Source organism: Cellulosimicrobium protaetiae (assembly GCF_009708005.2).
GTDB lineage: Bacteria > Actinomycetota > Actinomycetes > Actinomycetales > Cellulomonadaceae > Cellulosimicrobium > Cellulosimicrobium protaetiae.
In genome coordinates this window covers 2,572,101-2,585,433 of record NZ_CP052757.1, presented here as the reverse complement: position 1 = coordinate 2,585,433, position 13,333 = coordinate 2,572,101, and the positions used below count along the sequence as shown (strand labels likewise).

Annotated in this window: 10 protein-coding genes; 5 read left to right on the top strand and 5 right to left on the bottom strand. The window is 73.9% G+C overall.

Going from position 1 to position 13,333, the window contains the following annotated elements; all coding sequences use genetic code 11:
* Positions 1-104: 104 nt before the first annotated feature.
* Positions 105-1,232 (bottom strand): aromatic acid exporter family protein, encoded by a 1,128-nt coding sequence (locus FIC82_RS10920; RefSeq protein WP_154798566.1) that lies wholly within the window; start codon positions 1,230-1,232, stop codon positions 105-107.
* A 416-nt stretch (positions 1,233-1,648) separates the two neighbouring features.
* Here FIC82_RS10920 and FIC82_RS10915 point away from each other — a divergent pair, with 416 nt between their 5' ends.
* The 4 genes from FIC82_RS10915 (at position 1,649) to FIC82_RS10900 (ending at position 5,293) form a co-directional block, all read left to right on the top strand.
* Positions 1,649-2,842: a zinc-dependent alcohol dehydrogenase gene (locus FIC82_RS10915; protein WP_154798565.1), complete on the top strand. Its 1,194-nt coding sequence runs from the start codon at positions 1,649-1,651 to the stop codon at positions 2,840-2,842.
* Positions 2,833-3,084: an FAD-dependent oxidoreductase gene (locus tag FIC82_RS20855; RefSeq protein WP_216609897.1), complete on the top strand. Its 252-nt coding sequence runs from the start codon at positions 2,833-2,835 to the stop codon at positions 3,082-3,084. The genes FIC82_RS10915 and FIC82_RS20855 overlap by 10 nt, the downstream gene beginning before the upstream one ends.
* Before the next feature lie 779 nt (positions 3,085-3,863).
* A complete protein-coding gene (locus FIC82_RS10905) occupies positions 3,864-4,466 on the top strand; it encodes a DUF2231 domain-containing protein (RefSeq protein ID WP_216609896.1) in 603 nt (200 codons plus the stop codon).
* Complete coding sequence (locus FIC82_RS10900) at positions 4,463-5,293, top strand: SDR family NAD(P)-dependent oxidoreductase (RefSeq protein WP_168731748.1); 831 nt, start codon at positions 4,463-4,465, stop codon at positions 5,291-5,293. Before FIC82_RS10905 ends, FIC82_RS10900 begins: the two co-directional genes overlap by 4 nt.
* Here FIC82_RS10900 and FIC82_RS10895 read toward each other — a convergent pair.
* The 4 genes from FIC82_RS10895 to FIC82_RS10880 all read right to left on the bottom strand — a co-directional run bounded on the left by FIC82_RS10895 (position 5,233) and on the right by FIC82_RS10880 (position 12,621).
* Positions 5,233-5,553: a CDGSH iron-sulfur domain-containing protein gene (locus FIC82_RS10895; protein ID WP_336240031.1), complete on the bottom strand. Its 321-nt coding sequence runs from the start codon at positions 5,551-5,553 to the stop codon at positions 5,233-5,235. The genes FIC82_RS10900 and FIC82_RS10895 overlap by 61 nt on opposite strands.
* A gap of 12 nt (positions 5,554-5,565) precedes the next feature.
* Entirely contained in the window at positions 5,566-6,759 is a 1,194-nt protein-coding gene (locus FIC82_RS10890) for an iron-containing redox enzyme family protein (protein ID WP_154798563.1), read from the bottom strand.
* A 247-nt stretch (positions 6,760-7,006) separates the two neighbouring features.
* The gene (locus FIC82_RS10885; RefSeq protein WP_154798562.1) at positions 7,007-11,563 is read right to left on the bottom strand and encodes a TIM barrel protein; all 4,557 of its coding nucleotides are present in this window, start codon (positions 11,561-11,563) and stop codon (positions 7,007-7,009) included.
* Between the two features lie 323 nt (positions 11,564-11,886).
* A complete protein-coding gene (locus tag FIC82_RS10880; protein ID WP_154798561.1) occupies positions 11,887-12,621 on the bottom strand; it encodes a LacI family DNA-binding transcriptional regulator in 735 nt (244 codons plus the stop codon).
* Between the two features lie 89 nt (positions 12,622-12,710).
* Between FIC82_RS10880 and FIC82_RS10875 the strand changes: the two genes are divergently transcribed.
* Complete coding sequence (locus FIC82_RS10875; RefSeq protein ID WP_154798560.1) at positions 12,711-13,292, top strand: CueP family metal-binding protein; 582 nt, start codon at positions 12,711-12,713, stop codon at positions 13,290-13,292.
* Positions 13,293-13,333: the final 41 nt, after the last annotated feature.

The following is a 13,333-nucleotide window of genomic DNA, read 5'->3' as shown; positions in this document are numbered from 1 at the left end:
CCCGGAGCTCGTGACCGTGAACCGCCCCGGCCCGCAGGCTGCGTCCGACCAGCCCGCGGGACCGGGGCGGTTCGTGCGTCCTCGCCCGTCGCCGTCGCCGACGGTCACGTGGCGGCGAGGGCGGCCGCGCCACGTCGGAGCGCGAGCACGACCGCACCGGCGACGAAGTAGTCCGCGTCGACCTCCTGCCGCGCCTCCCGGACCGCCGCGCGCAGGTCCTCCGCGCTCGCGGCGACCGTGCGCAGCGTCTCCTCGTCGGCAGGCTCGGAGCCGACGGAGCGGAGCGCGGCCGCGTAGGCGTCGAGCGCGCGCGCCGCGACGGGGCGCAACCGGGCACCGAGGGCGAGGTCGTCGCGCCCCTCGCGCTCCCACTCGACGAGGAGCCGGACGAGGGAGCCCACGACGTCCGCCGACACCTCGAGCTCCTGCGCACGCCGCACCTGGGAGACGGCCCAGTCCCGGTGCCGGCGCAGGCGGATGTTGGCGCGCGCGGCCTCTCGCGTGCGCGAGACCGCGTCGCGCGCACGGGCGAGCGTCGGCTCCACCTCGCGGCGACGCTCCTCCCACTCCTCCGCGGACGGCGGCCGCTCCCCCGCGAGCCCGTCCGCGAGCGCCTCGACCTGGTCGACGAGCGTGTCGCGCAGCCCGTCGAGCGCGTCCTCGGTCGGCGTGAGCGGCAGCGGCGGGACCAGGAGGTTGATCACCACACCGATGGCCGCGCCGACGACGACGAGCCCCGCGTACGCGCCGACGAACTCGACCTTGGCCGCGTTCCCGATGATGAGGACGAACAGCGCGGACGTCACCGCCCACGTGCCCATCTCGCCGAAGTGGCGCCACCCGGAGCACAGGAGCGCGAGCCCGACGACGAGCGCGACCGACAGCGCGCTCGGGAAGAGGACGAGGTCGACGCCGCGCGCGATCGCCGCTCCGACGAGGATCGCGAGGATCGCCTGGGTTGACTCGCGGACCGAGCGGGCGAGCGTGCTCGTCGTCGCGACGACGGCGCCCAGCGGGGCGTAGTAGGGGTAGTCGGAGAACGGCTCGGGCGCGAGCACGCCGGCGAACCACGCGATGGCGGCGGCGACCGCGCCCTTGACCGCGAGCGACCACCGCGGGTGGCGCACCCACTGCCGCTGCGCGGCCGCCACGACGCGACGCGGGCGCGTCCCGGCCTCGACCGCCCGCGAGCCGCGTCGGTTGCTGCCCGCGGTCCGGTCCTCGCTCGTCACGGAACGAGGGTGCCGCGCGCCCCGGGCGCCCGCACGCCCACCGGGGCCGCGCGTGCCGGAGAACCGGCTCGGCGTGTGAGCGGGCAGGGCCGGTGCTTCACTGGCGGCGTCGGTGCAGCCAGCCGCCGACGCGGCGCGGCAGCCGCGCGAACGGCGGTCGGCGTCGGGAACCGGCTCGGACCGTCGGCACGGACGAACCGCTCTGTGCCGGGCGGCCCTCGTCCTGACGATCCTCCTCGGGGCCCGGCTGTGGCCGGCCTCGTGCGTCGCTCGTCTCCCAGCCGAACTCGGCGACGTCCACGGATCCCCGCAGGCTCGACCCGCTCGACGTCCTGTCCGGCCACGGTCGGAGCAGACGTGCAGCAGGGGCTGAGCACGCCGCACCGCACGACCATCGACGGAAGGATGGCAGCACCATGCGAGCACTGACCTGGCAGGGACGCGAGAAGGTAAGCGTCGAGGACGTGCCCGACCCCCGCATCGAGGAGCCCACGGACGCGGTCGTGCGCGTCACGTCGACCGCGATCTGCGGATCCGACCTGCACCTGTACGGGGTGCTCGGGATGTTCCTCGACGCGGGCGACGTCCTGGGCCACGAGGCGATGGGCGTCGTCGAGGAGGTCGGTCCCGAGGCCGGGAACCTCCGGGTCGGCGACCGCGTCGTGATCCCGTTCAACATCGCGTGCGGGCACTGCTGGATGTGCGAGCGCGGCCTGCAGACGCAGTGCGAGACGACGCAGGTGCGCTCCCAGGACAAGGGTGCCGCGCTCTTCGGGTACACCAGGCTCTACGGCCAGGTCCCCGGGGGCCAGGCCCAGTACCTGCGCGTGCCGCAGGCGCAGTACGGCCCCGTCGTCGTGCCCGACGACGGGTCGCCGGACGAGCGCTACCTCTACCTCTCCGACGTCCTGCCCACCGCGTGGCAGGCGGTCGAGTACGCCGACGTCCCGCCGGGCGGCACGGTCGTGGTCCTCGGCCTCGGCCCCATCGGGCAGATGTCGGCCCGGATCGCGCTCCACCGCGGGGCGTCCCGCGTCGTGGGCGTCGACCGCGTCCCGGAGCGGCGCGCGATGGCCGAGCGGCACGGCGTCGAGACCCTCGACCCGTCCGCCGTCGACGACCTCGCCGCGGCGGTGCGCGACCTGACGTCCGGGCGTGGCGCCGACTCCGTGATCGACGCGGTCGGCATGGAGGCGCACGGCTCCCCCGTCGCGGAGGCCACGCAGAAGGTGGTCGGCGTCCTGCCCGACGCGATCGCGGCGCCCCTCACCGAGCGCGCTGCGACGGACCGCCTCGCGGCCCTGTACTCGGCGTTCGAGCTCGTCCGCCGCGGCGGCACCGTCTCGATCTCGGGCGTCTACGGCGGCGCGAAGGACCCTCTGCCGATGATGCAGCTCTTCGACAAGCAGGTGACGCTGCGCATGGGCCAGGCGAACGTGCGGCGGTGGACCGACGACGTCCTCCCCCTGGCCGCCGACGCGTCCGACCCGCTCGGCGTCCTGGACCTGCGGACGCACCGCCTCCCGCTCGAGTCCGCCCCGGCCGCGTACCGCACGTTCCAGCGCAAGGAGGACGGCTGCATCAAGGTCGTGCTCGACCCGTGGGCCTGACCACCGTCGACGCGGTCGTCGTCGGCGCGGGGCCCAACGGCCCCGTCGCCGCGCACGCGCTCGCCGACGCCAGGTGGGACGTCCTCGTCCTGGAGGCACAGGAGACCTCCGGCGGGGCGGTCCGCTCCGCCGAGGTCGCGGCACCGAGGTACGAGACGGACCTCTTCAGCGCGTTCTACCCGCTCGCGGCCGGGTCGCCCGTCATCCGGGGCTTGCACCTGGAGGACCATGGGCTGTCGTGATCGCGCGCGCCGGACGCCCTGGCCCACGTGCTCGACGGCGAGCGCACCGCGGACACCGCCGCCGGGCTGGAGGAGTTCGCGGCCGGGGACGGCGACGCGTGGCTCGAGCTCGTCGCCGGCTGGGACCGGGTGCGCGACCCGCTCCTCGACGCGCTCTTCAGCCCGCTCCCGGCCGCCGGGCCGGTGCTGCGCGTGCTGCGCCGCCTGGGGGCGGCGGGGACGCTGGATCTCGCGCGCCTGCTCGCCATGCTCGGACAGGAGGTCGGCTTCCCGTCCCGACCGGGGGCGCCGGGCGCCTCCCGAACGCGCTGGTCGCCCGGCTGCGCGCCCGCGGCGGCGACTCCTCGCGCACGACGTCGTAGCGGTACTTGCCGAGGAAGCCGTCGCCCGGCAGCGCGCGGGCGCGGTTCTGGTCGTGGTCGGTGCTCATGCTGCCTGCCTCGTCGACGAGACGGTCGCGAGCCACGTCCTGACCCGGAGCGACGACCCTAGCCCGCGCGAGCCCGGAGCGCAGGGGGAGCCTGTGCGCGCGCCGTTCGGACGTTCACCCGCCGCCGGAGGGCGACGTGCGGCCCGCGACCACCCCAGCGTGGTTCCCGTCGCATGGCAGCCGGTGAAGAAGCCCGCCGCACGCCTGCCCCGCGACGACCGCCCTCGTCCCGGCCCCGCCAGGACGAGGGCGACGTGCGTCCGGGGGCCTCGCGCGCGAGCGCGGGCGATCGTGCCTACGGTCGACGCAGGGCTTCGAGAACGGGAGCACGACGACCCGAGGAGCGCCCATGTCCGATCCCCGCAGCACCGCCACCACCGACGGCGCGGGCTCCCCCGTCCTCGTGCGCCTCGCGCGGCGACTCGAGGACGCGACCGCGCTCGACGGCCTCTCGAGCACGGTTCGTGGCGTCGCGCTCGCGGTCGTCCCCTCCCACGGCCGCCTGCGTGAGGAGCTGCACGGCCGCTCGCTGGGCCATGCGCTCCACGCGACCCTGATCGACGTCCCGGTCGGGCTGTGGACCAGCGCGGCCGTGCTCGACCTCGTCGGTGGCGAGCGGAGCGCCCCGGCGGCGCAGCGGCTCGTCGGGCTCGGCGTGCTGGCCGTCGCGCCGACGGCCCTCACCGGGCTCGCCGACTACCTCGACGTCGACCGGCGCGCCCGCCGCGTCGGCGCCGTGCACGCGGCGCTCAACACGGGAGCCTCGCTGCTCTACGGGGCGTCGTGGCTGCTCCGCCGCGGCGGGCGGCACCGCTCCGGGGTCGCCGTCTCGATGCTCGGCTGCGTCGTCGCCGGCGCGAGCGCGTTCCTGGGCGGGCACCTCGCCCAGGCGCTGCGCGAGCCGCCCGCGGAGGTCGCGCTGAGCGGCGACGACTCCTCGGACCTGCCGTGACCGCCGCGCGGCCGCCGGCGGACCGCGGTGCCGCCCTCGTGACCGGCGCCACGAGCGGGATCGGGCGCGCGCTCGCGGTCGAGCTCGCGCGCCGGGGGAACGACGTGCTCGTGGTCGCGGACCGCGACGTCGCGCCCACCGAGCGCGACCTCTTCGCGCACGGCGGCACGCACGAGGGGCTGACGGTAGACCTGACGACGCCTCGCGGGGTCGAGGCGACCGCCCGGCGCGCGCGCGAGCTCGGCGTCTCGACCGTCGTCCTCAACGCGGGGGTCGGTGTGCACGGCGCGTACGCGCGCACCCCGCTGGAGGCGCAGCTGCGGCTCGTGGACCTCAACGTGCGCTCAGTCGCTCACCTGACGCACCTGCTGCTGCCCGACCTCCTCGCCGAGGGACGGGGCCGGCTGCTCTTCACGGCGTCGGTCGCCGGAGAGATGCCCGCACCGCACTTCGCGACCTACGCCGCGTCGAAGGCGTTCCTGCGCTCTTTCGCGTGGTCGCTGCGCGCAGAGCTCGCCGGCACCGGCGTCACGGTCACCGCGCTCCTGCCTGGGCCTACCCGGACACCGTTCTTCCGGGAGGCGGGCATGGAGCGCACCCACGTGGGGCGCCTGCCCAAGCCCAGCGCCGCCGCGGTGGCGCGACGAGCCGTGGACGCGCTCCTCCACGGCCGGCCGGAGGTCATCCACGGTGTCCAGGGCAAGGCCATGCTGGCGGTCGCGCGCGTGCTGCCCCAGCCCGCCCGCGCCGCGTTCCACGGCTGGTTCTACGCGCCCGTCCCGGCCTCGCTCGCCGTGGCGCGGCCGTCGTCGTCCCCGCTGCGGTAGCCGTTGACCTTGTGCGTCCCGTCGCACCACGGCGGGATCGCCGTGCCCCCGCACCGGCACAGCGCGACGGTCGCGCGGTGCCGCTCGATCTCGTTCCCCTCCTGGTCGACGAGGCGCGCGGGGCCGCGGACGAGCAGCGGGCCGTCGGGGCAGGCCGTCACGACGACCTCCTCCGCGTGACCGCGTGGCTCCCCCGTCACCGCGGCCCCTCCCCGGCCGTCCCGCAGGGCCCTGCCGTCGAGCGGGGGCAGCGAGTCCACGTCCCGCGGTCGTCAAGCACGCCGGCGGTCTCCGTCCTCGGCGGGCCCCTCCGGCGACGGGCTCGCCACGACGGGATCGAGCGGCGCGCGCAGCGCCGACTCCCCCGCCTGCCAGCGTTCGAGCGCGTGCGCGGCGACGTCGCCCTCGACGGCGAGGCACGCGGCCGCGCCCAGCAGGACGTCGTCGCGCAGCGCGGGCTCCTGCTCGACGAGGCGGCCGGCGAGGTCGCGGGCCGCGATCTGCTCGTGGACCGCGTCCGCCTCGACGTGCTCGTCGAAGTACCAGGTCGTGTCCGCGTCGTGGCCCAGGCGCCGGAAGCCGTTGCCGTACAGCCGGCTCGGCACCGACGACGTCATCTCGAACGCGGCGAGGTGCCCGACGATCGCGCCCCGCAACCGACGGTGCAGGCCGAACAGGGACATCGTGTTCACCGCCGCGAGGACCACCGCCGGCACGGCGTCGACGTAGCGCCCGTAGGTGTCGTCGAGCCCGACGCCGCGCATCGTGCGCGCGAAGAGCTCCGCGTGCATCCTCCCGGGGCGTCCGCCGCCGTACTCGTCGGCCTGGATCTCCACCAGGGCGGCCTTGGGCGTCCCCGCGAGCCGGGGCACGGCCCACGTGTGCGGGTCGGCCTCCTTGAGCTGGTACAGCGACTTGAGGGCCAGGAGCTCGCGCGCCTGCTCGGCGTCCGCGCGCCGGGCGACGTACCGCGACAGGCTCGGGCCGTCGTCGGCGGCGGCGAGCTCGAAGAGCCGCCGCGCCACGCCCGCGGCGTCCGTCTCCGCGCACGCGGGCCGGCCCGCGCGCTCGCGCACGGCGGTTTCGAACGGGGCCTCGAGCCTCGCGCGAAGGGCGAGCAGCGCCGGCTCCCACTCCCACGCGTCGTCGACCCCGTCGACCCCGCGGTAGTGCAGCTCGTAGAGGACCGCGAGCGCGAGCTGCACGTCGTCGTCGCGCAGGACGCGCCCGGCGGCCTCGTCCAGCGCGGGGCCGACGGCGTCCCCGACGGGTCGCAGCCGCTCGGCCGCGTCGTCCCCGGGCGGGCCGCTGACGAGCGCCCCCAGGAGCGCCGCGGTCAGCGGGCCGCGCGGTCGCGGCAGGGGCAGCCGACCCGTGCCCGGCGCGGCGGCGGGCTCGCCCGCTGACGGGGCGGTCGGGGACGCCGGTGCTGCGCCCGGGACCCGGGGGACGGCGGTGGAGGTCATGCTGGGCTCCTCGCGTTCGCGCGGACGGCGCCCCTGCTCGACACCACCGCCATGCTCCCCAGGGTCGGCCTCGCTCGCGAGCCGGGACGCCACTCGCCACCGGTTCCGCCACGACCTGCTCGACGAGACGCACCGACGGCCCGGGAGACGAGGAGTCGTCTCCCGGGCCGTCGTTCGCGCGGTGCCCTCGGCAGGCCGGGTGAGGCGGTGTCGGACGCCCGCCCCACCCGGCCCCGTCAGGACCGCGTCAGCCGCACGTCTGCGCGGCGTGGTCGGCGGTCACCGTGGCGGTCCCCCCTTCCGCGTCGGTCGCCGTGACGCTCACCGTGCCGGCCTCGATCTGGTCGGCCCGGGCGTTGAACGACTGGTAGGCGTTCTTGCCCGGCGCGACGTCCTCGAAGGTCCGGCTGCCGTAGGGCGTCTCGATCGTGATGTCGAGCGGGACGTCCTCGTCGTTGAGCGCACGGACGGCGAGGTAGGCCTTGCCCGCGAGGCACCGCGGCTGTGCCGTCACCGCGACCGTCCGCTCGTTCGCGCCGGCCTCCTGGCCGGTGAGGTACTCGAACCCGGTGGTGGCGAAGTCCTCGCCGTCGGGGGCCACGTCGTACTCCATGACGTAGTACCTGACCCCGGCCTCCTGGGCGGCGGCGAGGATCTCCTGGAGCGGCACCTCGCCGTCACCGAGGTTGGTGAACGTCGGGCGTCCGCCCGCGTTCAGACCCGTGGCGTCCTTGACGTGCACGAGCTCGATCCGGTCGCCGTACTCCGCGATGAGCGCCGGGACGTCGACGCCCGCGTGGGCGGCCCACGCCACGTCGAGCTGGAACGTCACGTACTCCGGGTCGGTCTCGCGGACCAGGATCTCCCAGGCCGAGAGCGTCTCGCCGTCGTGCTCGTACGTGGTGCGGAACTCGCCGTCGTGGTTGTGGCCGAAGAACTTCTCCAGCCCCGCGTCCACGGTGCGCTGACCGAGACGGTTCATCGCCTCGGCCGTCGCCAGCGTGTTCTCGTACGTGCCGATCCCCGGCTGCGGGAAGCCGCCGGAGCCCACGTACTCCTGGCCCAGCGTCGTGACGAAGTCGAGCGTCTGGTCGAACGTGCCCTCGTTCACGTTGTAGTGCGAGGACTTCACGCTCAGGCCGTACGAGTCGACGAGCGCCCGGAACTCCTCGGCCGTGTAGCCCGCGAAGTTGCCGCCGAACGGCTCGATGTTCTTGAACCCGATCTCGGACAGTCGCTCGAGGACTGCCGGCAGGCCCACCGCGTTCACCCACGGGATCAGGGAGAACATCTGGATCGAGACCTGGTCCACCGGGACGACGACCGGCCCGGTGGGCCCGCCCGCGGGCTCACCGGTGAGGTACTCGTACCCGGTGGTGGCGAAGTCCTCGCCGTTCGGGGCCTGGTCGTACTCCATGACGTAGTAGACGACACCGGCCTCCTGCGCCGCAGCGAGGATCTGCTGCAGCGGCACGTCGCCGTCACCGAGGTTGGTGAAGGTCGGGCGACCACCGGCGTTGATGCCGGTCGCGTCCTTGACGTGCAGGAGCTCGATCCGGTCGCCGTACTGCTCGATCAGCGCCGGGACGTCCACGCCCGCGTGCGCCGCCCAGGCGACGTCGAGCTGGAACGTCACGTACTCCGGGTTCGTCTCCGCGACGAGGATCTCCCACGCCGACGTCTCCACCCCGTTGTACATGTACGTCGTCCGGAACTCACCGTCGTGGTTGTGGCCGAAGAACTTCTCGAACCCGGCGGCCACGGCACGCTCACCGAGACGGTTCATCGCCTCGGCCGTCGCGAGCGTGTTCTCCAGGGTGCCGATGCCCGGCTGCGGGAACCCGCCCGAGCCCACGTACTCCTGCCCGACCGTCCCGACGTACTCGAGCGTCTGGTCGAAGGTCGCCTCGTTGACGTTGTAGTGCGACGACTTCGCCGTGACACCCGCGGCGTCGGCCTGCGCACGGAACTGCTCGGCCGTCAGGCCGGAGAAGTTGCCGCCGTAGGGCTCGACGTTCTGGAACCCGATCTCCCCGAGCCGGTCGAGCACGGCCTGCTGGCCGTCCGCCCGGACCCACGGGATGAGCGAGAACATCTGGATGGAGACCTGCTCTGCCGGGACGACGACGTTCTTCCCGAAGGTCAGGTTGTCGACGTCCACGCCACCGGTGCTCGTCACGACGAGGGTCCCGGTGCCCTCCGGCACCTCGGTGAGCGTGCGGGTGGCGTCCTTCCAGGTGTCACCGGTGAACCGGAACTCGGCGAGCGAGTCGACGGTCTCGCCGTCCGCGCCCACCCAGCCGAGGGAGACGGTGCCCTCGCCGCGACCGATCATGGTCACGGCGTTGATGGCGTCACCGGTCGGGGCGTGGGAGAACGCGATCGGCTGGTACGAGAACGAGTCGCCCTCGTCGAGCGAGGTCACGTACTTCCCCGCGTCGGCCTCGGCGTCGTCCGCGACCTCGATGCCCTCGGCCGCGTCGTACCACTCGGCCTGCTGCTCCTCGGGCTTGAGGACGTGCGTGGCCTCGCCGCGGATGGCCGGGACGTCGCCCTGCGCCTGGTCCGTGTAGGTCACGACGAGGGTGCCGTAGATCTTCTCGCCCTCCCCGTGCTCGACGGCGTCGGGGCTGGTCTGGATGGTGAAGCCGCAACCGTCCGCGGTGTCCGCGGCCCGACCGCTCACCTCGGGGTGCGCGTGCGTGTTGTGGCCGAGACCGAACGTGTACTGGATGTTGCGGCACGTCGGCTGGTTGCCGTCCTCGGCGTCCTCGACCGAGACGGTGTACGGGACGGCGTCGCCCCAGTTGAAGATGGCGCCGTCCGGCTGGTCCAGGGTGATGACGGGGGCGGTGTTGCCGACCGTGACCTGCTGGATCGCGAGGCCGAAGTTGCCACCGGCGTCGGTGACGCGCAGCTGCACGTTGTACTGCCCGAGCTCGGTGAACGTGTGCGTGACGGTGACGCCCTGGGCGTCGTAGACGCCGTCGGAGTCGAAGTCCCAGTCGTAGACGAGCTCGCCGGCCGGGGTCTCGGCGTCGGTCGAGGCCGACGCGTCGAAGGTCACCTCGAGCGGAGCGGTGCTGCCCGAGATCGGGTCGGCGTCGATGAAGGCACGCGGGTGGGTGTTCTCCGACCCGTAGACGACCTTGTACAGGCCGGCGTCCGGGTTCTGGCGGAAGAAGCCGTCACCGTACTCCAGGACGTACAGGGCGCCGTCCGGGCCGAACTCCATGTCCATGACGTTGTCCCAGATCGGCTGGTTGACCGTCTCCAGGTGAGCGTTCGGCAGGAAGTCCTCGACGGCGGTGACCTGGCCGGCCGAGGTGAGCTCGTCGAGCGTGAACGCCGCGACGTAGTCCTGCGAGAACTCCGCCATCAGCGGGTGCCCGTCCCAGTACTCGGGGAACTTGACGTCCGAGTCGAGGGTCTCGTCGTAGCGGTAGATCGGGCCGCCCATCGGGGCCTGGCCGCCGCCGCCCCACGCCGTCAGCGGGTCGAGCACCTCGGGCTGGTCGCCCGGGTTGTCGCCGTAGTAGACCTGCGGCGCGGTCGCGGGCGGCAGGACGTCCAGACCGGTGTTCCACGTCGAGTTGTTCACGGCGCCGGCCTCGCAGTCGAACCACTCGCCCGGCGTCTGGGTCGCGTAGTCCCACTCGTTGTAGTTGGCGTTGGGACCGTGGCAGTACGGCCAGCCGCCGTTCATCGGCTCTGTCGTGAGCTGCCACTCGACGTAGCCCATCGGGCCGCGGTCGGGGTTCGCGGCGGCCGCGTCGGGGCCGTAGTCGCCCCACACGAGCGCGCCGGACTCGACGTCGTAGTCGATGCGGAACGGGTTGCGCAGACCCATGACGTACGTCTCGTCGCGGACGAGGTCCCGGACGTCGTCGTACTGCGCGTCGTCGAAGAGGTTGCCCTCCGGGATCGTGTACGTGCTCCCCGGACCCACCTCGGTGCCGGCGGCGAGGTCCTCGATCGGGTTGATCCGCAGGATCTTCCCGCGCAGGTCGTTGGTGCTGCCGGCGCCGCGACGGTCGTCGAAGCCGGGGTTCATGCCCGGGGCGTTGTTGTTCGGCGCGTAGCCGTTCGCACCCGGGGTGCTGGCGGGGGTGTTGTCACCGGTGGAGAGGAACAGGTTCCCCTCGTCGTCCCACGCCATGTCGGCGCCGACGTGGCAGCACTGCCCACGCTGCGCGTCGACCTTGAGGATCTCGCGCTCGGTGGACAGGTCGATGGCGTCGGTGGCCGGGTCCCACGTGAAGCGCGACAGCACGTTGTAGCCCAGCCACTGGTCCCAGTAGCTCTCGTCCTCGCCGGCCGGCAGCGAGTTCGGCGCGCTCCCCGCCGGGGTCGTCTCGGGGTACTCCACGCCGGAGGGCGACGTGCCATCCATCACGCGGGGCGCGTAGACCATGTACAGGAAGTGGTTCTCCTCGAAGGCCGGGTCGAGCGAGATGCCCTGGAGCCCGTCCTCGGAGTTGGAGTAGACGTCGAGGTCCGCGATCTGGGTGGTCAGGCCCGTCGCGGAGTCGGTGAGGCGTACGACGCCGTCGCGCGCGGTGTGCAGGACACGGGAGTCGGGCAGGACGGCGAGATCGATGGGCTCGCCGGTGTTCTTGCTGAGCAGCACCTTCTCGTAGCTGTCCCAGTCGGTCGCCTCGTCGGCGGCCGGTGTCGGTTCCTCGTGACCGGGGTGGGCGCCGGCCGCGCTGATCGAGAGGGGTACCAGCACCGCGGCGGCAAGGACCGCGGCGACACCTCGTCGGGCGAGCCTGCGAGGGCTCGTGATCGTTCGTCTGTGCACAACGTCCTCCTTGACGCGTAACGAGAAGACGGTGATCGCCGGACCGGCAGCGCCAGGCACGCGCGCGCTCCCGATGCCGCTGCACGACGATCTCCGCTGATCGGTCGGCTCCGGATGGCTGGGCCTCGAACGTGAGACCCGGTGCGACGGGCGGTGCCATGCCCCGCCGCCGCACTGGTCCGACCTTACGGTCGGCTTTCGCCGTTGCCAAGCCAAAAGTTGAAATGCGCGTGCGAATGTTTCGGCGACCGTTCACTGCAAGTCGGTCGGTGTGGCGCAGCGGGCGCTCGCCCGTCGCCGGGGGCGCGGTCGTCGCCGCAGCGCTACGACGCCTCGACCCGCGCGACCGAGCCACGCACGACGAGGTGCAGCGGCAGGACCGTGCGGGCGGGCGCGCCGGCGCGGCGCTCACCGGTCATGGACCGCTCGATCGCGTCCATCGCGGCGAGCGCGAGCGCCGCGACGGGCTGCTCGAGCGTCGTGAGCTTGGGGCGCAGCCACTGGCCGACGCGGATGCCGTCGCACCCGACGACCGAGAGGTCGTCGGGTATCGAGATGCCGTGCAGCTCCGCCGCCCCGAGCATCCCGACGGCGACGATGTCGCTGCCGACGAACACCGCCGTCGGCGCGCCGCCGGGCCGGGTGAGGTAGGGGAACGTCGAGGCGCCGAACTGCTCGGTGTACGGGCCGTGCCGCACGAGGTCGGGGTCGACGTCGAGCCCGGCGTCGTGCATCGCGTCGACGTAGCCCCGCAGGCGGTCCTGCGTCGTCGAGAGCTCGGCGGGGCCGGCGACGTGCGCGATGCGGCGGTGGCCCTGCTGCACGAGGTAGCTCGTGGCCTGGTACGCGCCGCCGTAGTTGTCCACGGTGATCGTCTCGACGGGCAGGTCGAGGTCGACCTCCTCGTCGATGACGACGACGGGCAGGCCGTCCGCGACGGCGCGGGCGAGCCGGTCGTCGGTGCGCGACATCCCCACGTAGACGACGCCGCCGAGCGAGCCGTCGCTCGCGAGGAGCTGGCCGAGGCCCGACTCCGCGTCCCCGTGCCTCGTCGACAGCGCGACGACGAGCGGGACCCTCCGGTCGCCCGCGAGGCGCGCGACCTCCCGGCCCTGGTCACGGCGGTGCGCTCTGGGAGGATCGGCCCATGAGACGACGCGCCCTCCCGACCTTCGTGACCGCCGCCGCCGGAACCGCCCTCGCCCTCGTGCTCGCCGGCTGCTCGGCCGGGACGGCCGAACCCACCGCGCTCGACGCGCTGCTCGAGCGGCACGACCTCGCGGGCCTCTCGGGGCGGGAGGTCGTGGACCGCCTGGAGGCGCTGGAGACGGCGGACCGGCCCACCGACCTCGTCGCCTCCGTCCGCGCGGCGGAGCTCGTGCTCGCCGACGAGGCGTACGAGACCACCGTCCCCCTGCCGGACGACGTGTTCTACCTCTCGGTCGCGCCCTACGTGGACGGGACGCACGAGTGCTTCTTCCACTCGCTCACCACGTGCCAGGGAGAGCTCGCGGGCGAGCCCGTGAGCGTGAGCGTCGTCGACGCCGCGACCGGGGACGTCCTCGTCGAGGAGGACACGACGCTCGGCGCCAACGGGTTCGTCGGCTACTGGCTCCCCCGCGACGTCGACGCGGAGCTGCGCGTGGAGCACGACGGCCGGGTCGGCACGACGACCGTCTCCACGGGCGACGACGACCCCACGTGCCTCACGACGCTCCAGCTCGCCTGACTCAGCCGACGACGGCGGACCGTGTCGTCACGGACGCCCGC

What these genes read in the sequence shown, in the direction of transcription:
- FIC82_RS10915 (WP_154798565.1), top strand. Translation starts at nt 1,649, where the DNA reads ATGCGAGCACTGACCTGGCAGGGACGCGAGAAGGTAAGCGTCGAGGAC.
- FIC82_RS10890 (WP_154798563.1), bottom strand. Translation starts at nt 6,759, where the DNA reads ATGACCTCCACCGCCGTCCCCCGGGTCCCGGGCGCAGCACCGGCGTCC.
- FIC82_RS10905 (WP_216609896.1), top strand. Translation starts at nt 3,864, where the DNA reads ATGTCCGATCCCCGCAGCACCGCCACCACCGACGGCGCGGGCTCCCCC.
- FIC82_RS10875 (WP_154798560.1), top strand. Translation starts at nt 12,711, where the DNA reads ATGAGACGACGCGCCCTCCCGACCTTCGTGACCGCCGCCGCCGGAACC.